Source organism: Enterobacter sp. BNK-22, assembly GCF_048684805.1.
In the GTDB taxonomy this organism is placed as follows: domain Bacteria; phylum Pseudomonadota; class Gammaproteobacteria; order Enterobacterales; family Enterobacteriaceae; genus Enterobacter; species Enterobacter quasiroggenkampii.
Genome location: NZ_JBLQTT010000001.1, coordinates 4245299 through 4268061 on the forward strand (window position 1 = coordinate 4245299; position 22763 = coordinate 4268061).

Annotated in this window: 20 protein-coding genes and 1 riboswitch; of the genes, 8 read left to right on the plus strand and 12 right to left on the minus strand. The window is 57.0% G+C overall.

Annotated elements, in window-relative coordinates; genetic code table 11:
- Window positions 1-42 precede the first annotated feature (42 nt).
- Window positions 43-1056: an alpha/beta hydrolase gene (locus ACMGGE_RS20150; RefSeq protein WP_023617354.1), complete on the minus strand. Its 1014-nt coding sequence runs from the start codon at window positions 1054-1056 to the stop codon at window positions 43-45.
- A gap of 148 nt (window positions 1057-1204) precedes the next feature.
- On the opposite strand from ACMGGE_RS20150, the gene ACMGGE_RS20155 reads away from it, so the two are divergent.
- Entirely contained in the window at window positions 1205-1627 is a 423-nt protein-coding gene (locus ACMGGE_RS20155) for a MarR family winged helix-turn-helix transcriptional regulator (RefSeq protein ID WP_248222312.1), read from the plus strand.
- 38 nt (window positions 1628-1665) lie between these two features.
- Here ACMGGE_RS20155 and ACMGGE_RS20160 read toward each other — a convergent pair whose 3' ends face one another.
- Both ACMGGE_RS20160 and plsY read right to left on the minus strand, forming a co-directional pair.
- Window positions 1666-3132 carry an MFS transporter gene (locus ACMGGE_RS20160; RefSeq protein WP_420294084.1) on the minus strand — a complete coding sequence of 489 codons (1467 nt, stop codon included), beginning with the start codon at window positions 3130-3132 and terminating at the stop codon, window positions 1666-1668.
- Window positions 3133-3222: 90 nt separating this feature from the next.
- Window positions 3223-3837: a glycerol-3-phosphate 1-O-acyltransferase PlsY gene (plsY, locus tag ACMGGE_RS20165; RefSeq protein ID WP_008502955.1), complete on the minus strand. Its 615-nt coding sequence runs from the start codon at window positions 3835-3837 to the stop codon at window positions 3223-3225.
- A gap of 107 nt (window positions 3838-3944) precedes the next feature.
- Here plsY and folB point away from each other — a divergent pair, with 107 nt between their 5' ends.
- Together folB and bacA are read left to right on the plus strand one after the other, a co-directional pair.
- The gene (gene folB / locus ACMGGE_RS20170) at window positions 3945-4313 is read left to right on the plus strand and encodes a bifunctional dihydroneopterin aldolase/7,8-dihydroneopterin epimerase (protein WP_023309215.1); all 369 of its coding nucleotides are present in this window, start codon (window positions 3945-3947) and stop codon (window positions 4311-4313) included.
- Window positions 4314-4419: 106 nt separating this feature from the next.
- Window positions 4420-5241: an undecaprenyl-diphosphate phosphatase gene (bacA, locus tag ACMGGE_RS20175; RefSeq protein ID WP_023617357.1), complete on the plus strand. Its 822-nt coding sequence runs from the start codon at window positions 4420-4422 to the stop codon at window positions 5239-5241.
- 10 nt (window positions 5242-5251) lie between these two features.
- Here the strand turns inward: bacA and ACMGGE_RS20180 are convergent, their stop codons facing one another.
- Entirely contained in the window at window positions 5252-6493 is a 1242-nt protein-coding gene (locus tag ACMGGE_RS20180; protein WP_063622599.1) for a multifunctional CCA addition/repair protein, read from the minus strand.
- A gap of 60 nt (window positions 6494-6553) precedes the next feature.
- On the minus strand, window positions 6554-7174 hold the full coding sequence (locus ACMGGE_RS20185; protein ID WP_025912514.1) for a TIGR04211 family SH3 domain-containing protein: 621 nt from the start codon (window positions 7172-7174) through the stop codon (window positions 6554-6556).
- Between the two features lie 229 nt (window positions 7175-7403).
- Here ACMGGE_RS20185 and ACMGGE_RS20190 point away from each other — a divergent pair, with 229 nt between their 5' ends.
- Genes ACMGGE_RS20190 through hldE form a run of 3 tightly spaced genes read left to right on the plus strand, consistent with a single transcriptional unit; the run spans window position 7404 to window position 13053 of the window.
- Window positions 7404-8705: an inorganic triphosphatase gene (locus tag ACMGGE_RS20190; RefSeq protein ID WP_045909989.1), complete on the plus strand. Its 1302-nt coding sequence runs from the start codon at window positions 7404-7406 to the stop codon at window positions 8703-8705.
- Between the two features lie 21 nt (window positions 8706-8726).
- Window positions 8727-11582: a bifunctional [glutamate--ammonia ligase]-adenylyl-L-tyrosine phosphorylase/[glutamate--ammonia-ligase] adenylyltransferase gene (glnE, locus tag ACMGGE_RS20195; RefSeq protein WP_420294085.1), complete on the plus strand. Its 2856-nt coding sequence runs from the start codon at window positions 8727-8729 to the stop codon at window positions 11580-11582.
- Window positions 11583-11622: 40 nt separating this feature from the next.
- The gene (gene hldE, locus ACMGGE_RS20200) at window positions 11623-13053 is read left to right on the plus strand and encodes a bifunctional D-glycero-beta-D-manno-heptose-7-phosphate kinase/D-glycero-beta-D-manno-heptose 1-phosphate adenylyltransferase HldE (RefSeq protein ID WP_003862540.1); all 1431 of its coding nucleotides are present in this window, start codon (window positions 11623-11625) and stop codon (window positions 13051-13053) included.
- Between the two features lie 115 nt (window positions 13054-13168).
- On the opposite strand, the gene ubiK is transcribed toward hldE, so the two are convergent.
- Window positions 13169-13465 (minus strand): ubiquinone biosynthesis accessory factor UbiK, encoded by a 297-nt coding sequence (ubiK, locus tag ACMGGE_RS20205; RefSeq protein ID WP_014071796.1) that lies wholly within the window; start codon window positions 13463-13465, stop codon window positions 13169-13171.
- A 119-nt stretch (window positions 13466-13584) separates the two neighbouring features.
- A riboswitch (FMN riboswitch) is annotated at window positions 13585-13735 on the plus strand.
- A gap of 106 nt (window positions 13736-13841) precedes the next feature.
- Between ubiK and ribB the strand changes: the two genes are divergently transcribed.
- Window positions 13842-14495 (plus strand): 3,4-dihydroxy-2-butanone-4-phosphate synthase, encoded by a 654-nt coding sequence (gene ribB / locus ACMGGE_RS20210; RefSeq protein WP_028017147.1) that lies wholly within the window; start codon window positions 13842-13844, stop codon window positions 14493-14495.
- Window positions 14496-14539: 44 nt separating this feature from the next.
- Here the strand turns inward: ribB and ACMGGE_RS20215 are convergent, their stop codons facing one another.
- The 5 genes from ACMGGE_RS20215 to zupT form a co-directional block, all read right to left on the minus strand.
- Complete coding sequence (locus ACMGGE_RS20215; protein ID WP_048224920.1) at window positions 14540-15601, minus strand: type 1 fimbrial protein; 1062 nt, start codon at window positions 15599-15601, stop codon at window positions 14540-14542.
- Entirely contained in the window at window positions 15585-16343 is a 759-nt protein-coding gene (locus ACMGGE_RS20220; RefSeq protein ID WP_128301354.1) for a molecular chaperone, read from the minus strand. Before ACMGGE_RS20220 ends, ACMGGE_RS20215 begins: the two co-directional genes overlap by 17 nt.
- Window positions 16344-16352: 9 nt before the next feature.
- Window positions 16353-18797 carry a fimbria/pilus outer membrane usher protein gene (locus ACMGGE_RS20225; RefSeq protein ID WP_420294086.1) on the minus strand — a complete coding sequence of 815 codons (2445 nt, stop codon included), beginning with the start codon at window positions 18795-18797 and terminating at the stop codon, window positions 16353-16355.
- Window positions 18798-18871: 74 nt separating this feature from the next.
- A complete protein-coding gene (locus ACMGGE_RS20230) occupies window positions 18872-19432 on the minus strand; it encodes a fimbrial protein (protein ID WP_045909983.1) in 561 nt (186 codons plus the stop codon).
- Between the two features lie 331 nt (window positions 19433-19763).
- Entirely contained in the window at window positions 19764-20537 is a 774-nt protein-coding gene (zupT, locus tag ACMGGE_RS20235) for a zinc transporter ZupT (protein ID WP_045909982.1), read from the minus strand.
- A gap of 196 nt (window positions 20538-20733) precedes the next feature.
- Here zupT and ygiD point away from each other — a divergent pair, with 196 nt between their 5' ends.
- Window positions 20734-21522: a 4,5-DOPA dioxygenase extradiol gene (gene ygiD, locus ACMGGE_RS20240; RefSeq protein ID WP_126534073.1), complete on the plus strand. Its 789-nt coding sequence runs from the start codon at window positions 20734-20736 to the stop codon at window positions 21520-21522.
- A gap of 79 nt (window positions 21523-21601) precedes the next feature.
- Here the strand turns inward: ygiD and ACMGGE_RS20245 are convergent, their stop codons facing one another.
- Complete coding sequence (locus ACMGGE_RS20245; protein WP_045909981.1) at window positions 21602-22762, minus strand: glutathionylspermidine synthase family protein; 1161 nt, start codon at window positions 22760-22762, stop codon at window positions 21602-21604.
- Window position 22763 lies beyond the last annotated feature (1 nt).

The following is a 22763-nucleotide window of genomic DNA, read 5'->3' on the forward strand; positions in this document are numbered from 1 at the left end:
CACGCCCGGAGGACGTGCTGTCTGACAAACATCGCGATGCCGTTATTTCAGGTGCTCATGCAGCGCTGCGCCAGCCTGCTCCAGGGCAACCTTGACCGTAGGCTCTTCGCTCAGTGGATTGAGCAGGCCGTAATCGTGGATCATGCCGTTATAGCGCGTGACGGTCACCGGGACGCCAGCCGCATCCAGCTTACGCCCGAATGCTTCACCTTCATCCCGCAGAACATCCAGCTCTGCTGTCTGAATCAGCGTCTCCGGGAAGCCTTTCAACTGCGCGGCGCTGGCGCGAAGCGGAGAGGCAAGGATATTGTTGCGATCGGCCGCGTTGGTGGTGTAGTTATCCCAGAACCATTTCATCATGTTTTTCGACAGGAAATAGCCGTTCTCGAACTGGTTATACGAGGCAGTATCAAAATTCGCATCGGTCACAGGCCAGAGCATGACGTTGTAGCGAATTTTTGGCCCATTAAATTGTTTTGCCTGCAGCGCCACGGAAGCCACCATATTGCCGCCCACGCTGTTACCGACCAGACCCAGACGGCTACCGTCCACGCCAATTTCCTGACCGTGCTCGGCTACCCATTTTGTCGCTTCAAAGGCCTGATGAATGGCCACCGGGAAATGGGCCTCAGGTGACGGCGTGTAATCAACGTAAACCGCTGCGGCACCTGACGCGCGAACCAGATCTCGGATTAAGCGTTCGTGGGTTGGGAAATCACCCAGCACCCAGCCGCCGCCGTGGAAGAACATAAATGCCGGGAGCGTGCCGGTCGCGTTTTCAGGTTTCACTATTTTCAGTTTGATCGCCTGACCATTTACCTGGATCGTTTTTTCTGAAACCTGAGCGGGCGGCAGTTTTGCGCCTTGCTGCGCGCCGATCAGTACCTGGCGGGCCTCCTGCGGGGTCATCTGTTCCATTGGCTTACCCTTGCCCGAATTCAGAACATTAAGAAATGCCTGTACGCCTGCGGTCGGAGTAGGGGTATTGGTGGTGTGAGCGGACGCTGCAGCAGACGCGAACACGGAAGAAACCAGGATGGCGGCTAATGTTTTCATGGTAGTACCTCTTTAAGCGAGTATTAGACAGTGATGCTATTTAAGTAGCGCGCTATTAAGTTGTTGCTTTAATACTTGCGCGCAAGATACTTTTAGTCAAACTTTATTTATAATTTTTTTATAAAACTGACTAAGGGTTGAAAGAGAAATGAAAGAAAACAAGACGTTAGATGATTTACTTTGCTTCTCACTGTACTCAGTCACCAACGCGTTCGTTCGGCAATATCGTCCCTTATTGCAGGAAATGGATCTTACCTATCCGCAATTTGTTGTTTTGATTGCGCTTTATGAGAAAGACAACATTCCACTTCGCGATCTCAGCGATAAGACGTTTTTTGATTCGGGCACATTGACCCCGCTGGTACAAAAGCTTGAGGCAAAAGGGTTTCTCAACCGTATCGCGGTTGTGGGTGACGAAAGAATGAAAAATGTCGTTCTGACGGAGAAGGCTAACGCACTGAAAAAGCAGGTGATGGCGCTGCCGGACCAGATACGCTGCAGCATGCGGATGAATGATGAAGAGCTTGAGATGCTGAAAAAACTTTCCCGAACGCTGCTGGATGATTTGTAAGAATCCTTCGGTGGGGTTAACCCACCGAAGCGAGGTCATTATCGGTAATCCTCCGCATCCACATCATACCCTGACGGCTCCCAGCGGATCGCCAGCAGCGAGGCCAGGCCGATAAACGGCGCCAGCGCAATTACCCAGAACACGGCGGTATCGAGTGAGGCGACCAGCAGCGGGAACAGGAACAGCGACAGCGTCGAGCTGCTGCGCATCAGCGTCTGGTTAAGGCCGACGCCAACGCCGCGCAGCGAGGTCGGGTAGCTCAGCGAGGCAAACGTCATGGTATGTGCGCCCGGGCCGAAGCCCTGGCCGAACAGGAATAGCGCCAGCATCGCCACGGCAAGCACGCCTTCGGTGGCGCCTTCCGGACGACCAATCAGCCCCAGGCCCAGCAGCGCGACCAGCTGGCAGGCGTAACCCGCCAGCGACATTCGCCATGCGCCGAAGCGCGGCACGTAGCGTACCGCCAGCAGTCCGCCAACGAAGGCAAACAGCAGGTTAAGCGCCAGAGATATCAGGATGGTGGTCAGCATCGACTGGACAAAGAAGCTGGAGATGATCACTGGCAGACCAAACGCCACCGCGTTATAGGCGAACGAGGAGACGACGGACAGCAGCGTGGCGAGCGTGGTGCGCCGCAGATAGATCCCGCGGAACAGGTTCAGGTAATTGGACCATTTCGCTTTATTCACGACGGGGGCTGGCTGGCTCAGCGCATCCTGCGGCACGTGGGCATTGATGTTGTATGAGTGGCGTAAAATGGACGCTGCCTCCTTCAGGTTGCCCTGATTTGCCGCCCAGACCGGCGATTCGCTCATATAGCGGCTGCGGATGGCAATAATCACCAGCGCCGGCACGGCACCAAAGCCGAGAATCAAACGCCACAGCCAGTCGCTGTGGCTTTCCGGCAGCACGGCGTAGAAGAAAAGCACCAGCAGGTAGGAGATACTGATGGCGGCATACCAGGTGGGGCACCACATGGCGACGCTGGAGGCCTTATTGCCGGGGCCTTTCAGCCTGGCGAACTCGCTTAAAAACGCCATCGCCACGGGAAGGTCGATCCCGACGCCAAGCCCCATAACAAAGCGGGCACCCGCCAGCACATATTCGTTCGGAGCCAGCGCACAGGCAATAGCCGCTACGACGAAGAACAACATATCAGCCATAAAGACGCGATAGCGCCCGATTTTATCCGTGAGATAACCGCCGAGCAGCGCCCCGACAATGGCGCCAAAGGTAATGGCCGAGGCCACCATGCCGGTACCGGCGGGCGTCAGGTTAAATTCGCGGGTGATGTCTTTAATACCGAAGGCCAGCGCGCCCAGATCGTAGGCATCGAGGAAAATCCCGCCCAGCGCGATACCGACCACGATACGGGCGTTGGCCCGACCCTGAGAACCGTCATTAACGAGGCGTGAGACATCCGAGGCGCTGCGCACCCACTGGATGTCGCCATCGGGGTGTTTTCCTGCCGTTGAAAGGGGAGTGGTTTCTGTGATTTCTGCCATTTTCTTCTGATGTGGTTGTGTTGTGTCATTAACAGTTACCACAGGCAGAAGGTGACCAAAATCACATTTGGCTATAAGGCATAACTAACCTTACGGGGCGTCTTTTTTCTTCCTCTTGAGCTTCGTCCAGATTTTTGTCTCCTGACGACGCCACAGGCGCTGAATATTATCGTGATGACGCAGCAGGATAAGGCAGGAGAGCATCGACACCGGGAAGGTAAACTGGGGCTTGAACCACCAGACGTAGAACGGCGCGATCAGCGCGCTGACGATGGCGCCCAACGACGAATAGCCGCTCAGCAGAATGGTCAGTAGCCAGGTCCCGGCCATCACGCCGGTCAGGTCCCAGCCGATAGGCGCAATGGCACCAAAGGCGGTCGCCACACCTTTGCCGCCTTTAAAACCGAAGAATACGGGCCAGATGTGGCCGACACAGGCAGCAATCGCAATGAGCCCCAGCCAGAACGGCGTGACGCCCAGCGCATACGCGCCCCAGACGGGTAGCATTCCTTTCAGAACATCAAAAATCAAAACCGCTACGGCTGCTCCCTTGCCGCCAATTCGTAGTACGTTGGTCGCTCCCGGATTCCCGGAACCACTTTCACGCGGGTCAGGTAACCCGGCGATGCGGCAGACCAGAATGGCGCTGGAGATTGAGCCGCAAAGATAGGCGAGGAGGATCATTCCAGGCGCGATTGCACTCATAACGCTGTTCCGTTTTGAAAATGTATCTGTATTCTCAGCATCTGTGGATAATACGCATAATTCGCCGGAAGTGGTATCCGGTTTAGCCAAAAAGCAGGCAGGTCGTGATGGATATTGTATTTATAGAGCAACTTTCGGTAATCACCACTATTGGTGTTTACGACTGGGAACAGACCATCGAGCAGAAGCTGGTGTTCGATATCGAAATGGGCTGGGATAACCGCAAGTCGGCAAAAAGTGATGACGTGAATGACTGTCTGAGCTACGCCGATATCAGTGAAACGGTCATCGCCCACGTTGAAGGGCAACGTTTTGCGCTGGTCGAACGGGTGGCGGAAGAAGTCGCAGAACTGCTGCTGAAAAAATTCAACTCCCCGTGGGTGCGCATCAAGCTGAGCAAGCCGGGCGCGGTGGCGCGCGCCGCCAACGTTGGCGTCATCATCGAGCGTGGCACAAATCTGAAAGGCAAGATTTAACGTCATAATAGCTAAACCCTTTTAGGTTATATCTGTCTTATAGCTGTATCTTTCACGGTAGCCGTTGGGGCGACCGTTTTTTTTATATTTTTTTAGGGGTTTATAGATGAGCGATATGCACTCGCTGCTGGTGGCGGCAATACTGGGTGTAGTCGAAGGATTGACGGAGTTTTTACCGGTTTCCAGTACCGGCCATATGATTATCGTTGGCCATCTGCTGGGCTTTGAAGGCGATACCGCCAAAACGTTCGAAGTGGTTATCCAGCTAGGTTCGATTCTGGCGGTGGTGGTGATGTTCTGGCGCCGTTTGTTTGGCCTGATCGGTATCCATTTTGGCCGTCCGCCGCAGCACGAAGGGATGAGTAAAGGCCGCCTGTCGCTGATCCATATCCTGCTCGGGATGGTCCCGGCAGTGGTGCTGGGGCTGGTTTTCCACGACGCCATCAAATCGCTGTTTAACCCGATTAACGTGATGTACGCGCTGGTGGTGGGCGGCTTCCTGCTGATCGCTGCGGAAGTGCTGAAGCCAAAAACGCCGCGCGCGGAAGGGCTGGACGATATGACGTATCGTCAGGCGTTTATCATTGGCTGCTTCCAGTGTCTGGCGCTGTGGCCGGGCTTCTCGCGTTCAGGCGCAACCATCTCCGGCGGGATGCTGATGGGCGTAAGCCGTTACGCCGCGTCAGAGTTCTCGTTCCTGCTGGCGGTGCCGATGATGATGGGTGCCACCGCGCTTGACCTCTATAAAAGCATCGGTTTCCTCACCACGGGCGACATTCCCATGTTCGCCGTTGGCTTCATCACCGCGTTTATCGTGGCGCTGATTGCCATCAAAACCTTCCTGCAGCTGATTAAGCGTATCTCGTTCATTCCGTTCGCGATCTATCGCTTCATCGTTGCCGCTGCGGTATACGTGGTCTTCTTCTGACCGATGGCCCTCAGTCTTTCGGCTGAGGGCAATGCTTTTCCTTCCAGTCAGAGACCGCCTGAATTCGCCGTTTCGTGAGTTCTTCCCGAATTTCCGGTCCTTTGAATCCCGCCTCGACGACGTCCTTCGTCGGCACCGCTTTCGCTACCTCCCAGGCTTTACGCAGTAAACGTCCCTGCGGGTAGTCGCACGCTTCAAACCCGGTACGCCCGCGCACGTCAGCTTCGCTGGTCAGCGCGATTTGCTCCACGCGCTGGGGTTTGCGCCAGGCGTCGATGTTATCGAAAAGCTTAACGATGGTGGCCGGTTTCAGGATGGGGAAGGTGTGGATCAGATCGTGGAATTCGGCCACCAGTTTCGCCAGATCGCGGATTTCGTTCGGCACGCGCAGACGCTGGCACAGCCCCTCGACCAGCTTCACCCCTGCCGGACCGTGACCGTGGTGCCGTGGCCAGAGCTCTTTTGGCGTTAAGCCTTTGCCCAGATCGTGGCACAGGGTGGAAAAACGCACGTCCACGTCAGGGCTGAGCATGGCCGCCATGCTCAGGGTCATCAGCGTGTGCACGCCGGTATCAATTTCCGGGTGCCATTTCGCCGGAGCCGGGACGCCAAACAGCGCGTCTATTTCCGGGAACAGCACCTTCAGCGCGCCACAGTCGCGCAGGACCTGGAAAAAGACCTGCGGGTTACGCGTGGTGAGGGCATTCTCCGTCTCTTTCCAGACGCGCTCTGGCGTCAGGTGTTCAAGCTCGCCCGCCCCGGTCATGGCGGTCATCAGCGCCATTGTCTCATCGGCAATACGGAAGCTGAGATGGGCGTAACGCGCGGCAAAACGCGCCACGCGCAGCACGCGGAGCGGATCTTCAGAAAACGCCGGGGAGACGTGGCGTAAAAGACGGTTGCGCAGATCGTCCTGGCCGCCATAAGCGTCAACAATCTGGCCGTGCTCGTCCTGCGCCAGCGCGTTAATGGTCAGATCGCGACGCAGGAGATCTTCCTCCAGCGTGACGTCAGGCGCGGCATAGCAGGTGAAGCCCGTATAGCCCGAACCTGATTTCCGCTCGGTACGCGCCAGGGCATACTCTTCGCGGCTTTTCGGGTGCAGGAACACGGGAAAATCGCGGCCTACCTGCTGGTAGCCCGCGTCGAGCATCTCTTCCGGGGTGGCGCCCACCACCACCCAGTCTTTATCTTTGACCGGCAGACCTAACAACGCATCACGAACCGCACCACCGACCAGATAACTCTTCACGCCTGACACTCCCGTTTTCTCTTTTCCAGAATGATACGTAAGTCTGGCAGAGAAGACGAATTAGTTCATCCAGCGATCTTTACGCTTACGGCTTGGGATCAGGTGCGGCAGAACCAGACCCAGCACCAGACCGACGCCCAGCACGCCGCCGCCATACATAAACCACTGCATGATGATGGTGCGCTGTTTGTCATCGAGCTGCAGGTTGGCGGCATTCACTTTCTTCTGCGCGACAATCAGCTCGTTTTTCAGTTTCTGGTTTTCTTCTTTCAGCCCGTTAATCACGCCGTCGCTCTGCGCCACTTTCTGCTGCATTTCGGCGGTACGCTGGTTCCAGGTTCCGTCGATGTTGTTCAGCTTGTCGGTCAGGGTTTTCACCTGATTTTCCAGATCCGGCACGCGGGTGCGCAGGCTTGGCACGGTGCTCAGCTCTTTCAGCGGGATCCAGGACGTACGGCCAGAGCTGTCGCGAACCTGACCGTAGTTGGTGTCTGCGTTGGTCTGTAACAGGGTGACTTCCTCGCCGGCATTGACCGTGCCCACGAGGCGATAATTATCTCCGGGGCCACTGCGTACCCAGGTGTTCAGTTCGTCAGAAACGTAACGCTTCTCTTCAGCGTGCACGGCTGTTGCGGCGCTAAAAGCGAGTAAAGTAAGTCCAATCAGGCGTAATTTAAGCATCATTAGTCGTTATTTTCATAAATAGTGGAACGATAGTAGTGGCAACAGTGTCTCTACGCAAAGCATTCGTCAGCAATCAGAATCATCTGTGTCACGACTCTACACATTTACGCCCGACAAATTGCTCATTGCATGGCAATTTGGCGCAAAATACTATGTACTGACAAACAAATGGCGAGGAAGTTCGCCCTCATTGACGCGTCTGTGACGCCCGCAAAAGTACAAGGCTATGGCTCAGGAAATCGAATTAAAATTTATCGTCGAAAAAGACAGCGTTGACGCACTCCGCCAGCATCTGCATACGCTCTCCGGCGAACACCATGCACCGGTACAACTGCTTAATATCTATTACGAAACGCCGGACAACTGGCTGCGCCGTCACGATATGGGGCTGCGCATCCGTGGCGCGAGCGGGCGCTACGAGATGACGATGAAAATTGCCGGCCGCGTGGTCGGCGGGTTACATCAGCGTCCGGAATACAATATCGACATCAGTCAGCCAGAACTTGAGCTCGAACGCTTCCCGACGGACGTCTGGCCGGAAGGCGAGCTGCCTGCCACGCTGGCAGAACAGGTGCAGCCGCTGTTCAGCACCGATTTCTGGCGCGAGAAATGGCTGGTGACGGAAGGTAAAAGCCGCATCGAAATCGCTCTCGATCTCGGTGAGGTGAAGGCGGGGGAGTTCCAGGAACCCATTTGTGAACTGGAGCTTGAACTGCTGGAAGGGGACGCGAATGACGTGCTGAAGCTGGCGCGCAGGCTGGTGAACCAGTCCGGATTGCGTCAGGGAAGCCTGAGTAAAGCCGCGCGGGGTTATCATCTGGCGGCCGGAAATGCGCCGCGCGTCCTGAAAGAGACGACCATTTTGCGCGTTGCGCCGAAAGCCAGCGTTGAGCAGGGGCTGGAAGCCGCGCTGGAGCTGGCGCTTTCGCAGTGGCAGTACCACGAAGAGCTGTGGGTGCGAAATGTGAAAAATGCCAAATCCCACGTGCTCGCGGCAATTGCCCTGGTGCGCCATACCCTGGCGCTGTTCGGCGGTATCGTTCCTCGCAAAGCGAGCGCTCACTTACGTGATCTGCTGACGCAAACCGAAACGCTGATGCTCTCGGACGTCTCGGCGCAAACGGCGATTTACAGCCCGCAAGCCGCTTCGGCAAAACTGGCGCTGACCGAGTTTCTGGTCACGCGCGGCTGGCGCGCCTTCCTGGATGCGAAAGCCGAGGCCAAAATCGCGGAAAACTTTAAGCGTTTCGCGGACATTCATCTTTCCCGCCATGCCGCTGAACTGAAGAGCACCTTTGCGTATCCGCTCGGCGATAAGTATGGCGATCAGCTTCCCCGTCTTTCGCGCAACATCGACAGCATGCTGCTCCTTTCCGGTGCCTACGACGGGCCACAGGCGCAGGCGTGGCTGGAAAACTGGCAGGGGCTGAAGCATGCCATCGAAACCCGTCAGCATATTGAAATTGAGCATTTCCGTAATGAGGCCATTTCGCAGGAGCCTTACTGGCTGCACAGCGGAAAACGTTAACTCTGGCAAGGAACCCCTAGAATGCCGCTTTCTTCACCGTTACAGCAGCAGTGGCAGACCGTTTGCGAACGTCTGCCTGAGTCATTACCGGCGTCATCGTTAAGCGAGCAGGCGAAAAGCGTGCTCGCCTTCAGTGATTTTGTGCAGGAAAGCATCGCCGTCTACCCGGACTGGCTGGCGGAGCTTGAGAACGCACCGCCGCAGGCGGACGAGTGGCGGCACTATGCCGGCTGGCTGCAGGCCGCGCTTGAAGACGTCGCAGATGAGGCGACGCTGATGCGCGTCCTGCGTCAGTTCCGCCGTCGTGTGATGGTGCGCATAGCCTGGGCGCAGGCGCTGGAGCTGGTGAGTGAAGAGAGTACGCTGCAGCAGTTAAGCGAGCTGGCGCAGACGTTGATTGTCGCCGCGCGCGACTGGCTCTACGCCGCCTGCTGTAAAGAGTGGGGCACGCCGTGCAGCGAGGAAGGGGTTCCTCAGCCGCTGTTGATTCTGGGGATGGGCAAGCTGGGCGGTTGCGAGCTGAACTTTTCCTCCGATATCGATCTGATTTTCGCCTGGCCTGAGAACGGCTCCACACGCGGCGGCCGTCGCGAGCTGGACAACGCCCAGTTCTTTACCCGTCTCGGTCAGCGTCTGATTAAGGCGCTGGATCAGCCGACGCAGGATGGTTTTGTCTACCGCGTGGACATGCGCCTGCGTCCGTTCGGCGATAGCGGGCCGCTGGTGCTGAGCTTTGCCGCGCTGGAGGATTACTACCAGGAGCAGGGGCGCGACTGGGAGCGTTATGCGATGGTCAAAGCGCGGATCATGGGCGACAGCGATGACGCCTACGCCAACGAACTGCGTGCCATGCTGCGCCCGTTCGTGTTCCGTCGCTATATCGACTTCAGCGTCATCCAGTCCCTGCGCAATATGAAAGGGATGATTGCCCGTGAGGTTCGCCGTCGTGGGCTGAAGGACAACATCAAGCTTGGCGCGGGTGGTATTCGCGAAATCGAATTTATCGTCCAGGTCTTCCAGCTGATTCGCGGCGGGCGCGAGCCGTCGCTGCAATCCCGCTCGCTGCTCCCGACGCTGAGCGCCATCGAGCAGCTTCACCTGCTGCCGGACGGCGACGCGCAAACCCTGCGCGAGGCCTATCTGTTCCTGCGTCGTCTGGAAAACCTGCTGCAAAGCATCAACGACGAACAGACCCAGACCCTGCCGGGGGATGACCTTAACCGGGCGCGTCTGGCCTGGGGCATGCGCGTGGATGACTGGTCAACGCTGACCGAACGGCTCGATGCCCATATGGCAGGCGTGCGCCGCATCTTTAACGAACTGATTGGTGATGATGAAAGTGAATCGCAGGACGATGCGCTTTCCGAGCACTGGCGCGAGCTGTGGCAGGACGCGCTCCAGGAAGATGACACCACGCCAGTGCTGACGCATTTAACCGACGACGCGCGCCATCGCGTGGTGGCGCTGATTGCCGATTTCCGTCTTGAGCTGAACAAGCGCGCCATCGGCCCGCGCGGTCGACAGGTGCTGGATCACCTGATGCCGCACCTGCTGAGCGAGGTCTGCTCGCGGGCGGATGCGCCGGTGCCGCTGTCGCGCATGATGCCGCTGCTGAGCGGGATCATCACGCGCACCACGTACCTTGAACTTTTGAGCGAGTTTCCGGGGGCACTCAAGCACCTGATTACGCTCTGCGCCGCCTCCCCGATGGTGGCCAACAAGCTGGCGCGCTATCCGCTGCTGCTGGATGAACTGCTCGACCCGAATACCCTGTATCAACCCACGGCGACGGATGCCTACCGTGACGAGCTGCGTCAGTATCTGCTGCGCGTGCCGGAAGAGGACGAAGAGCAGCAACTGGAGGCGCTGCGTCAGTTTAAGCAGGCCCAGATGCTGCGCGTGGCGGCGGCGGACATCGCCGGAACGCTGCCGGTGATGAAAGTGAGCGATCACTTAACCTGGCTCGCAGAGGCGATCATCGACGCGGTCGTGCAGCAGGCGTGGGTGCAGATGGTGGCCCGCTATGGCCAGCCGAAGCACCTTGCTGACCGCGAGGGACGAGGGTTTGCCGTGGTCGGTTACGGCAAGCTCGGCGGCTGGGAGCTGGGATACAGCTCCGATCTGGATTTAATCTTCCTGCACGACTGCCCGGTTGACGTGATGACCGACGGCGAGCGCGAGATTGACGGGCGTCAGTTCTATCTGCGCCTGGCCCAGCGCATTATGCACCTGTTCAGCACCCGCACCTCGTCGGGCATTTTGTATGAAGTCGATGCGCGCCTGCGTCCGTCCGGCGCGGCGGGCATGCTGGTCACCTCAACGGAATCCTTCGCCGATTATCAGAAGAATGAAGCCTGGACATGGGAGCATCAGGCGCTGGTGCGCGCCCGCGTGGTGTATGGCGATCCGCAACTCAAAACGCAGTTCGATGCCATTCGTAAGGACGTCATGACCACCCAGCGCGAGGGCAGTACGCTGCAGACCGAAGTGCGCGAGATGCGCGAGAAAATGCGCGCGCACCTGGGTAATAAACACCGCGATCGCTTTGATATCAAAGCCGACGAGGGCGGGATTACCGATATTGAGTTTATTACCCAGTATCTGGTGCTGCTCCACGCGCACGACAAGCCGAAGCTGACCCGCTGGTCCGATAACGTGCGCATTCTGGAACTGCTGGCGCAAAACGACATCATGGACGAGCAGGAGGCGCAGGCCTTAACCCGCGCCTACACGACGCTGCGCGACGAACTTCACCACCTGGCGCTGCAGGAGCAGCCGGGCCACGTGGCGCTGGACTGTTTTGTCGCAGAACGCGCTCAGGTAACGGCCAGCTGGCAGAAGTGGCTGGTGGAACCGTGCGTAACAAATCAAGTGTGATATTATCGCGCGCAAATTGTGAATCTTTCTGGAGTCAGGAATGAAAGTAACACTGCCAGAGTTTGAACGTGCTGGAGTAATGGTTGTTGGGGATGTGATGCTGGATCGCTACTGGTATGGACCGACCAGCCGCATCTCTCCGGAAGCACCGGTACCGGTGGTTAAGGTCGACACCATTGAAGAGCGTCCAGGCGGCGCGGCAAACGTGGCGATGAACATAGCCTCTCTGGGCGCGCACTCGCGTCTGGTTGGCCTGACCGGTATCGACGATGCGGCGCGCGCGCTGAGCAAGTCGCTGGCGGACGTGAACGTGAAGTGCGACTTCGTTTCTGTTCCGACCCACCCAACCATCACCAAGCTGCGCGTGCTGTCACGCAACCAGCAGCTGATCCGCCTCGACTTTGAAGAAGGGTTCGAAGGTGTTGATCCCGAGCCGCTGCACGAGCGGATTAACCAGGCGCTGGGCAATATCGGCGCGCTGGTGCTGTCCGACTACGCGAAAGGCGCGCTGGCCAGCGTACAGACAATGATCCAGCTGGCGCGTAAGGCCAGCGTACCGGTGCTGATCGACCCGAAAGGCACCGACTTTGAGCGCTATCGCGGCGCAACCCTGCTGACGCCAAACCTCTCCGAGTTTGAAGCGGTGGCGGGCAAATGCAAAACCGAGGAAGAGCTGGTTGAGCGCGGCATGAAGATCATTGCTGACTTCGAGCTCTCTGCGCTGCTGGTGACCCGCTCCGAGCAGGGGATGACGCTGCTGCAGCCGGGCAAGGCGCCGCTGCATATGCCAACCCAGGCGCAGGAAGTGTACGACGTGACCGGTGCCGGTGATACGGTGATCGGCGTGCTGGCGGCGACGCTGGCCGCGGGTAACTCCCTGGAAGAGGCGTGCTACTTCGCTAACGCCGCGGCGGGTGTGGTCGTCGGTAAACTCGGTACCTCAACCGTGTCCCCAATCGAGCTGGAAAACGCGGTGCGCGGCCGTGCTGACACCGGTTTCGGTGTGATGACCGAAGACGAGCTTAAAGTGGCCGTCGCCGCCGCGCGCAAGCGCGGTGAGAAAGTGGTAATGACCAACGGTGTGTTCGACATTCTGCACGCGGGCCATGTCTCCTATCTGGCGAATGCGCGCAAGCTGGGCGATCGTCTGATTGTGGCAGTGAACAGCGATGCGTCGACCAAACGTCTGAAGGGGGAAACGCGTCCGGTGAACCCGCTGGAGCAGCGTATGATCGTGCTCGGCGCGCTGGAAGCCGTGGACTGGGTGGTGTCGTTTGAAGAAGACACGCCGCAGCGCCTGATTGCCGGTATTCTGCCGGACCTGCTGGTGAAAGGCGGGGATTACAAGCCGGAGCAAATCGCAGGCAGCGAAGAAGTCTGGGCCAACGGCGGCGAGGTGATGGTGCTCAACTTTGAGGACGGGTGTTCCACTACCAACATCATCAAGAAGATCCAGAAAGACAGTCAGTAAAAAACGGGCCTGTTGGCCCGTTTTTTTATGTCGGGTGGCGGCTGCGCCTTACCCGACCTACGCGTTCATGTAGGCCCGGTAAGGCGTAGCCGCCACCGGGCACAACAGGCCGCACTTACTCCTGGTCGTCCACCGGTGGAATAGCCGGTGCCGGCTTCACTTCTTCCGGCGCATTGCGGTTTTCCAGCTCGGTCAGACGCTGTTCCAGCAGTGCCAGCTTCTCGCGGGTGCGCAGCAGAACCTGCGTCTGCACGTCAAACTCTTCGCGGCTGACTAGATCAAGGCGAACCAACTGCGCCTGCAGCGTCTGGCGGATTTTCTTCTCAACGTCATCACCAAATTCACGAATGCCTTTCGGCATAGATTCATGAACCTGACGCGCAATTTGCTCAATTTTCTTCGGGTCAATCATTGTCGTTTCCCTTGATGGAAAGGTGTCAGTGTCCATTGTAGCGCGTCATGCCCGGGGTAAACAAAATTGTTTGATGCTTATGCATTGCCCAGGATAATCAATAGCGTTATAGTTATCTCGCTTATTCTCAGGGCGGGGCGAAATTCCCCACCGGCGGTAAATCAGCTTAACGCTGAAAGCCCGCGAGCGCTTTGGGTGAATTCTCAAAGGTCAGCAGATCCGGTGTAATTCCGGGGCCGACGGTTAGAGTCCGGATGGGAGAGAGTAACGATCCAGTCGGGCATGGGCCCGCTCACGTTATCTTTTTGCCGCTTATACGGCGCTCCTAAGACTGCCCTGATTCTGGTAACCATAATGTTAATGAGGTTTTTTTACCATGAATCAGACGCTACTTTCCTCTTTTGGCACTTCAACTCAACGTGTTGAACATGCACTGGATGCACTGCGCGAAGGCCGCGGTGTGATGGTGCTTGACGATGAAAACCGTGAAAACGAAGGCGACATGATTTTCGCCGCCGAAAACATGACCGTTGAACAGATGGCGCTGACCATCCGTCACGGCAGCGGCATCGTATGCCTGTGTATTACTGAAGATCGTCGTAAGCAGCTCGAGCTGCCGATGATGGTCGAAAACAACACCAGCGCCTTTGGTACCGGATTTACCGTGACCATTGAAGCGGCGCATGGCGTGACCACCGGTGTGTCTGCGGCTGACCGTCTGACCACCGTACGTGCCGCCATTGCTGATGATGCGAAGCCCTCCGATCTGCATCGTCCAGGCCACGTCTTCCCACTGCGCGCGCAGGCTGGCGGCGTCCTGACCCGCGGCGGCCACACCGAAGCGACCATCGATCTGGTGACGCTGGCGGGCTTCAAACCTGCGGGCGTGCTGTGTGAACTGACCAACGATGACGGCACCATGGCGCGCGCGCCGGAGTGCATCACCTTTGCGCGTCTGCACAACATGCCGGTGGTCACGATTGAAGATCTGGTCGAGTACCGCCAGGCGCACGAGCGCAAAGCCAGCTGAAACTGCTGATGTGAAAAAGCCGGGGAAACCCGGCTTTTTTACGTTTAGTGGTAGTTAATTTTGAACAGCACCACGGTTTCAAATGGTCCGGACTGGATCGCCTTTCCCGGCACCGGCGTCAGCTCAGCGGTATAGGTCTGTTCGTACTGCAACGTACTGCCGGTAAAATCGGCATACTCTTCGTATCGGTTAAAGGTGTAGGGCTGCGTTCCGTTAAGGATGCGTAATTTCAGGCCGTTACCGATGAGCAGGGCGGTATCTTCTTCGCTCAGCGTCTCGTTCGTATAGAACGACGAATCCATTTTAAACCCATCGGAACACTCGGCGTCCTGTATCTTGGTCGTTCTGACCGAGAACGTGCGCGTTCGCTTTCCCTGATTCATTATGTCGCGAGCGCTGAACGTACCAAAATCAATCTCCTGATTTTCCGGATAGATGCTGAAGGTCGCCCCGCAGTCCAGCACGGTGATATTGTTCAGGCCATTAATATGATACTTCAGGTTTTTCGCGTCGGACATCTGGTTGACGCCGCCCTTGCCGTCGAACTGCACCACGATATAGTCCCCGAGCGTGCTGACGTAGCCGTGCGGCGGCATGACCTTGATTCTGACGTACAGACGAAAGCGCACGATGAACGTGCGTGAGGTGTGAATGTCGTTCGCATTGCCGGAACAGATGCGGTTCTCCCAGCCCATTTGCTGGATTTGGGCGGGGGTATAGATAGTGATCTGTTTGTTATCAAGGCACTGGGAGGTATCAACCCCGTTGGGTTGCCCCGTCGCATCGTAGTCAATCCCTTCATAGGTTACGCCGAGCTCGTAGTAGGGATCGGACGCTGACGGGTAGGGGTTAACCCAGGCGTAGATGTCCTCTTTTTCAAAATTACTGGTGGTGTTGTGGTCGCAGGTCACAGGGACTTTGATATCGTCAGATTCCCATATCTTTTCCCCCACCTGCGCGTTGCTGGGAATGGCAAAAGGGGAGATCGTTTTTGTCTCCTCGACGGGCCCGCCGGAAACGCCGAGATAGCAGTCAAGCGCCAGCGCCTCTCTGACGGGCAGCAGGGCGAACAGCAGCAAAAACAGACAATTAACGAGCTTGCGCATTGTTTTGACCCTTCCGCTCGCTGAGCTGGCATGGCGCCTTACCCGCACAGGTAACGTCCACTTTTTTCAGCGCGCCGTAATCATCAATGTAACCCACGCTGTAGTAGCTCCCGTGGTAGTCGCCGGTAGAGGTGGACGCCGTGGCAAACGGAGCAATCATCAGGCTGTCGAAGCCCGGCAGCTGGGTTTTCGCATTTTTACTCAGCCACGCGAGGGTGATGTAATAGGGCGTGGGGTTATGTACGCTGAGCCCCGTTGCGGTGGCGGTAATTTCCATGCGCATTTCGCTTTGATCACCCGGCTTTTTGGTGATGGCTTTTGGCCGCCAGAACAGCTTAATGCGGCTCTGCATCGCCACCTGCATAACGCTGCGCGCCTCGCTGGCGCCGCTTTTGGGCGGAACTTCTCGCAGGTTGAAGTAAAACAGCGACTCTCTGTCCTTCGGCAACTGCCCAACCGCCGCCTGCTTCACAATCCTGACCTGCGATGACGCGCCCGCTTCAATACGCTGAATGGGCGGCAGCGCCATGAAGTGGCTGTCCTCTTTGCGCCCGTTTTCGTCTTCAATCCAGGAAAGCGCCAGGTAGGGTAAGGTTTTGCTCTGGTTATCGACTTTCAGGCTGCTTGCCTTGTCCACTTCGGGAAAAACGATCCGCGTGCGGTCCAGGTTAATGGCGGCATGCGCGTTCAGTGCGGTGCCGAGCAACATCAGGCTCAGGGCCTTGAGTGGGGTGAGTTTCATCATGGTTTCTTACTGGCAAGGCAGCATGAGCTGCATACTGTTTTCAAGGTGAGAAGGTAACGAGAAGCGACACTGATGGTTGTCTCCCCACGTGACCAGGAACTGTTGCTCAGGCTGGACGGCGCCCAGCCAGACGCGGCCCTCCTCGGCGACCATGCCGACCTGCAGGCCGTTATCCTGCAGGCGGACCAGGGCACCGAGCGGCGGTGTCCCGGAAGGCGTTCGCAAAATGCCGGCAATATCGTTACCGGCTCGGGTCGCGATTTGACGATAGCCGATGGCGCCTTCTGTCCAGGTGGAGGTGACCACCCGCGTATCGACGTCAACGCCGTCAGGCAAATTGTTCATGTTGACCCGCACGCTGGCCGGGGTATAGCTGGAAAACGACGGCAGAACGCCGATACCCGACGCGTTGGTTTCGTCATGCGATACGTTCAGCGGGATATGGCCCACGCCGTCAGTGCTGACCATGACGCGTGGCTCATTGCCGTAGCTGCGACGGTGCAGGGCAAACCCTTTCGCCGTCCCGGTAAACGATCCGTTCCAGCTGGCGCTCATTGAGTTGTACTCATTCGCCTTATAGCTGCCCGAGACGTTGAGATCCCCCAGCGAAGAATAGTGCTGATAGTTTCCGCTGAACTGTGCGCCCGCATCGGCTTTTTCGCTCTCGGTGCCAGCAGAGACGCCCCAGGTATTGTTCCGGTCAGAGGTATCGTACCAGGAGACGCTCTGGCTCAGGCTGTCGCCGTTGCGCAGGTCGTAGTTCAGGCGATGGTCAGGATCGAGCGGCACGCTCAGCGAGAGATAAAACTGGTTATCGTCCTCTTCATCATCTTCGTAATGGGTTCTGCTCAGCGACAGGGTCAGGCCAAGGTTTTTCCAGCGGCCAAGGTCGAAGTTATAGCCAGCGGTGACGCTGCCGGTCGTGGAAGGCGAGTCGTCCCACCAGGTTTGGCGCAGCATGCTCAGATAAAGGTTTAGCGAGAGGGCCGATATGTACTGACTGGCGGTGACGCTGAGGGTCTGTTTTTCCGTCTGGCTGTCGCTGTTGTCGTTATCCAGATAGCGCGCATAGCTCAGGAACTGACGGTCCGAGTAGCGGTAGCTCGCCAGCGTAAGCTGGCTACCGGTGGTGTCGAACCGTTTACTGTAGTTAAAACGGTAGCTGTAGCCCGTCTGCGGATCCGCGCCCGGCAGCTGGCTGGTGGCCCGGGTGATATCAAACGAGAGCGCGCCCAGATACGCCATGTTTTGTCCCAGCCCGGCGGCCAGGGCGCGGTAGTGGTCACCATCGGCCAGCGTTCCGCCATAGAGCGAAGTTTGCGACAGCATACCCCAGGAAAACTCGCCGCTCATGAAGGTGCTGTCCTCAACGTCATGCGATGCGTCCTTTCGCGGCTTGCCTGCCGCCAGCTTGTAGCGAACCTGGCCCTGACGCGTCAGGAAGGGAACGGATTCGGCGGAGACCTGGAACGTACTCACCCGGCCATCTTCTTCCGTCACCTTCACGTCGAGCGTGCCCTGCACCGACTGGTTGAGATCCTGAATGATGAACGGGCCCGGCGGGACTTTTGTTTGATAGATGACCCTGTCGGCGAGGCTTACGGTGACCGTCGCGTTGGTTTGGGCAATACCGGAGATTTGTGGCGCATAGCCGCGCAGTGACCACGGCAGCATACGCTCATCGCTGATAAGCGACGCGCCGGTGTAGGTGAAGGCGTCGAAAATCGACGACTGGAAATCCGTCTCGCCGAGCGTCAGCTTTGCGCCCATGGTGGGGAGGGGGCGGAACATATAAACGCGCGAGAAGCGCCCGTTATGCTCTGAACCGCCGTCCGCGTGCGTTTGGTTGTATTGATAATCGCTGCGCAGCCGCCAGGCGCCGACGTTCGCGCCCGCCGTGCCGTAAGTGTTGGCATTATCTGAACTGCTACCGCTGTTGGGCTGGTAGTGGCTGGCAAAAAGATTGTAGTCCAGCAGGACGCCCGCCACGCCGTTATCCCAGGTTGACGGGGGCATCCACTCGGCAGAACGGTACTGCAGCCACGCCTGGGGAATGGACACGTTTAGCGTCTGGCTTGCTTGTTCAAAGGTAAAATGAATGTCCGGCAGCGGGGCGAAGTCTATACAGCCCTCTTTTTCAGTGAGCGATTCCCGTATTTTATCCTGCAGGCCGAACGTGTCGGCCAGTTCGGCGGGAATACAGACCTGAACTGCATCATTCACTTTTTTCCACGTTAACTGCCAGCCGTTTGCTAAGGGAGTGTCATTAATTGAAACCGTAACAAAATAACGACCGGGGACGACGGAGGCGCGATCTTTAAACTGTGTTAAATCGACGCTGTTGCGCTGATCTTTATCGATGGCATTAATATTAAATTCGGTACCAGAGGCGACTTTCGTCATTAACAGGGCGGTAATGATGATTATGCATGTTGATTTATGTTTCATCATCCTGTTGCTCAAGGTAAATATAAAATGCCGACTGGCATAACGAGCCAGTCGGTAGATAACGAGGTAAATTCGAATTATTTATACGCCAGCACATAGTTTGCGGTGGCTTCAACCTGACCCGGCGTTGCCGTTTTGCCGCTCAGCACTTCCATCTGCGCCTTAAAGTGCAGCGTCTGGGTGGCGGAGCCTGCCAGCAGGGTAACTTCACTGGCGCTACCCAGGGTAATGTTCGCTTCCGCATTATCCAGCAGGCGGACGCCCACGTTCTGCGCGCCGCTGGCATACGTGTTGGTCATCAGGCTGGTATCCGTTGTATCCGTAGCGGAGCTGGTGAACGTGACGTCAACTTTGGTGATTGGGGTATCGGTTTCATCGCCTGGATCGTCCAGCTGGCAGTTTTCCAGGTTGATATCTACCGCAACGGGAGACGATTTTTTATTGGCATTAATAACGGCCGTCGTAATTTCACCCAGATCGACTTCTTTATCAACGCTATCAGGAGCAATGCTGCACGGCGCATCAATCACCACCCCTTTGAATTTGATCTTGCCTGAGCCTTGTTCTGCAGCCAATGCCGATCCAGAAATAAGCGTGGCCATTGCCACGGCTAAAAGCGCTTTTTTTCCTGTAAACATGAAAATATCCTTTTTCAGTTGAATTCATATCCTGAATATTAATCAGAATATTGCCAGGAAAGTATATCGATCTTCGGCGGGGCAATGCGATTAATCACGCTTAAAAATCATTGTAGATATAATTAAAATATAAATACGGCTTATTGTAAGTGGATGAATTTCAAGAAGTGTAAATTATAATGCCGGATGCATTGTTTAGTGTTATTACGCACAGTAATGTTCAATAAAAAACTTGATTTTTTTATAAGGAAGGAGGCGGGGCGTATATTGCGTAAAAAGTTATTCCTTTAACAAATAATAGGCGCCTCCGTTTCAGGAGGCGCCCGTCACGTCAGCCAATGCCTGCGGCCTGAAGTAAGACCAGACTTAGCCCCATCACCGACATCCCGCACAGGACGCCATAGCTTGGGTTGTTGTTTGGATCGATCTCTTTCGCCAGCGGCATCAGCTCGTCTACCGACAGCGCAACCATAATCCCCGCAACCGCGGCCATAATGGCAGCCATGACGACCGGCGAAACCAGGCTACCAAGGATGAGCCAGGCCAGCACGCCGCCAAGAATTTCCGCCATGCCGGAGATCCCGGCCCAGAAGATTGCCGTGCGCTTTGAGCCCGTAGCGGCATAGACCGGACCGGCCACCGCGAGTCCTTCAGGAATATTGTGCAACGCCACCGCCAGGGCGATGCCGAGGCCCATTTCCAGGTTGCTGCTGGCGGTGACATACGTCGCCACGCCTTCCGGGAAGTTGTGCAGGCTTATGCCGAGCGTCAGCAAAATGGCCGTGCGCTTAATGTTGCGCGGCGCGGGCGCTACGTTTTTTTGCATTAAGTCCTGAGGGTGCGCGTGGGGCAACATGCGGTCGAGCGCGAAGTATCCCAGCAGGCCAACGACAAACATGCCGTAGCCCAGCAGCGGAGACATGCCTTCCGTGCCCAGCGCCGCAGGGAGCATCTCCATCAGGGAGATGAGCAGCATGATCCCGGCAGCAAAGCCCAGCGAGAAGGCCAGCACGCGGTTTGATGGCTTTTGACCAAGCACGCCGAGGATCGCGCCGATGAACGTCGCGGCGCCCGCCAGTATGGTCAGGATCAGAGGGACTGACATGCATTGCTCCTTATGATAATGATTCTCATTAATATAAATGATTCATTTCTGGCAAAGCGAGGGGCCAACCCCGGCTTTACACATTCCTTACATTCAAATTTCCTGATGATGATCTTCACGCTTATCTGCGTTCATCTTTGCCGGTTTGCGCGTAATGTAGCACCATTAAATTGACACCTTCTGTAAGGATATCATCATGACTTCTTCCCGTATGCCAGCCCTGTTTTTAGGCCACGGCAGCCCAATGAACGTTCTGGAAGACAACGTCTATACCCGCGCATGGCGTAGCCTGGGCGAGACGCTGCCGCGTCCAAAAGCGATTGTGGTGGTATCCGCGCACTGGTTCACCCGCGGCACAGGCGTGACCGCCATGGAAGCGCCAAAGACCATTCATGATTTTGGCGGCTTCCCGCAGGCGCTGTATGACACGCACTATCCGGCCCCCGGCTCGCCTGAGCTGGCACAAAGACTGGTGGAACTGCTGGCGCCTGTTCCGGTTACGCTGGATAAAGAAGCTTGGGGTTTTGACCACGGCTCGTGGGGCGTGTTGATTAAAATGTATCCTGATGCGGATATCCCGATGGTGCAGCTGAGCATCGACAGCACCAAACCGGCCGCCTGGCATCTGGAGATGGGCCGTAAGCTGGCAACGCTTCGTGATGAAGGCATCATGCTGGTGGCAAGCGGCAACGTGGTGCACAACCTGCGCACGGCACGCTGGCACGGTGAGAATACGCCTTACCCGTGGGCGACCGCTTTTAACGACTACGTTAAAGCGAACCTGACCTGGCAGGGTCCGGCTGAGGCACATCCGCTGGTGAACTATCTGGACCATGAGGGCGGTTCGCTCTCTAACCCGACGCCGGAGCATTTCCTGCCGCTGCTGTACGTGCTTGGCGCGTGGGATGGCCAGGAGCCGGTTACGATCCCGGTCGACGGAATTGAGATGGGAAGCCTGAGTATGCTGTCGGTGCAGGTGGGGTGAAAACATGCCCGGTGGCGCTACGCTTACCGGGCCTACAAAACCGTAGGCCGGGTCAGGCGAAGCCGCCACCCGGCAGATCTTACTCAACAAAAATATGCGGATAGAACCGTGACAGATCCTGCGTGATCAGCGCGCGATCTTCGCGAATGCCAATTCCGGCAGGCAGATCGTTGATCAGCCAGCTGCCAATCAGCGTATAGCTGTCGCCAAACTTCGGCAGTGGATAGAACTCCTGGACGATCATCCCTTCTTCGCCGTACGGCCCTTCAACCGCTTCCAGCGTTTTACCGTTTTCGATAATCGACACGTTCGCGCCTTCGCGGGAGAAGATCGGCTTAACGACGTATTTCTCCATCTGCGGGTAATTATCTTCCGCGAAGTACGCTGGCAGCAGGTTCGGGTGATTCGGGAACATTTCCCACAGCATCGGCAGCAGGGCCTTGTTGGAGATAATGCTTTTCCAGGCCGGTTCCAGCCAGCGTACGCCCGCGTCTTCCAGCTTGGTGGAAAACATCTCGCGCAGCATGTACTCCCACGGGTAGAGCTTGAACAGGTTGCTGATCACCTGATCCTGCATGTCCGTGAACTGACCTTTTTCACCCAGGCCGATATCCTCGATATAGAGGAACTCGGTCGCCACCTCCGCTTCGGCGGCGCAATCCTGCAGATACTGAACCGTGCCACGGTCTTCTTCCGTGTCGCGGCAGCAGGCGAGATGCAGCAGGTTAAAGCCAAACTGCTCGCGAAGCTCGGCGAAGCGCTCGATCAGCTTCTCCTGCAGGCTGTTGAACTGGTCGCTGCCTTCCGGCAGGTTGCCAGCATTGGCCTGGTCTTCCAGCCAGATCCACTGGAAGAACGCCGCCTCGTACAGGGACGTTGGGGTATCGGCGTTGTTTTCCAGCAGCTTAGGCTCGCCTTTGCCGTCCCACGCCAGATCCAGGCGAGAGTAAAGCGAAGGTTGATTCGTTTTCCACGACTGGCGGACAAAGCTCCAGGTGTGCTTTGGAATGCGGAACTTGGCCATCAGCTCGTCGCTGTCGATGACTTTTTCCACCACCTTGAGGCACATCTGGTGCAGCTCGGCCGTTACCTCTTCCAGCTTCTCAACCTGGGCCAGCGTGAGCTTGTAGTAAGCGTCTTCACACCAGTACGGCTCGCCGTACATGGTGTGGAAGTTAAAGCCGTACTCGGTGGCTTTTTCGCGCCAGTCCGGACGCTCGGTAATACTGACTCGTTCCATG

What these genes read in the sequence shown, in the direction of transcription:
- ribB (WP_028017147.1), top strand. Translation starts at nt 13,842, where the DNA reads ATGAATCAGACGCTACTTTCCTCTTTTGGCACTTCAACTCAACGTGTT.
- hldE (WP_003862540.1), top strand. Translation starts at nt 11,623, where the DNA reads ATGAAAGTAACACTGCCAGAGTTTGAACGTGCTGGAGTAATGGTTGTT.
- ygiD (WP_126534073.1), top strand. Translation starts at nt 20,734, where the DNA reads ATGACTTCTTCCCGTATGCCAGCCCTGTTTTTAGGCCACGGCAGCCCA.
- ACMGGE_RS20230 (WP_045909983.1), bottom strand. Translation starts at nt 19,432, where the DNA reads ATGTTTACAGGAAAAAAAGCGCTTTTAGCCGTGGCAATGGCCACGCTT.
- ACMGGE_RS20160 (WP_420294084.1), bottom strand. Translation starts at nt 3,132, where the DNA reads ATGGCAGAAATCACAGAAACCACTCCCCTTTCAACGGCAGGAAAACAC.
- ubiK (WP_014071796.1), bottom strand. Translation starts at nt 13,465, where the DNA reads ATGATTGACCCGAAGAAAATTGAGCAAATTGCGCGTCAGGTTCATGAA.
- ACMGGE_RS20190 (WP_045909989.1), top strand. Translation starts at nt 7,404, where the DNA reads ATGGCTCAGGAAATCGAATTAAAATTTATCGTCGAAAAAGACAGCGTT.
- ACMGGE_RS20245 (WP_045909981.1), bottom strand. Translation starts at nt 22,762, where the DNA reads ATGGAACGAGTCAGTATTACCGAGCGTCCGGACTGGCGCGAAAAAGCC.
- ACMGGE_RS20185 (WP_025912514.1), bottom strand. Translation starts at nt 7,174, where the DNA reads ATGCTTAAATTACGCCTGATTGGACTTACTTTACTCGCTTTTAGCGCC.
- ACMGGE_RS20155 (WP_248222312.1), top strand. Translation starts at nt 1,205, where the DNA reads ATGAAAGAAAACAAGACGTTAGATGATTTACTTTGCTTCTCACTGTAC.
- ACMGGE_RS20225 (WP_420294086.1), bottom strand. Translation starts at nt 18,797, where the DNA reads ATGATGAAACATAAATCAACATGCATAATCATCATTACCGCCCTGTTA.
- glnE (WP_420294085.1), top strand. Translation starts at nt 8,727, where the DNA reads ATGCCGCTTTCTTCACCGTTACAGCAGCAGTGGCAGACCGTTTGCGAA.
- ACMGGE_RS20150 (WP_023617354.1), bottom strand. Translation starts at nt 1,056, where the DNA reads ATGAAAACATTAGCCGCCATCCTGGTTTCTTCCGTGTTCGCGTCTGCT.
- plsY (WP_008502955.1), bottom strand. Translation starts at nt 3,837, where the DNA reads ATGAGTGCAATCGCGCCTGGAATGATCCTCCTCGCCTATCTTTGCGGC.
- zupT (WP_045909982.1), bottom strand. Translation starts at nt 20,537, where the DNA reads ATGTCAGTCCCTCTGATCCTGACCATACTGGCGGGCGCCGCGACGTTC.
- ACMGGE_RS20215 (WP_048224920.1), bottom strand. Translation starts at nt 15,601, where the DNA reads ATGCGCAAGCTCGTTAATTGTCTGTTTTTGCTGCTGTTCGCCCTGCTG.
- folB (WP_023309215.1), top strand. Translation starts at nt 3,945, where the DNA reads ATGGATATTGTATTTATAGAGCAACTTTCGGTAATCACCACTATTGGT.
- ACMGGE_RS20220 (WP_128301354.1), bottom strand. Translation starts at nt 16,343, where the DNA reads ATGAAACTCACCCCACTCAAGGCCCTGAGCCTGATGTTGCTCGGCACC.
- bacA (WP_023617357.1), top strand. Translation starts at nt 4,420, where the DNA reads ATGAGCGATATGCACTCGCTGCTGGTGGCGGCAATACTGGGTGTAGTC.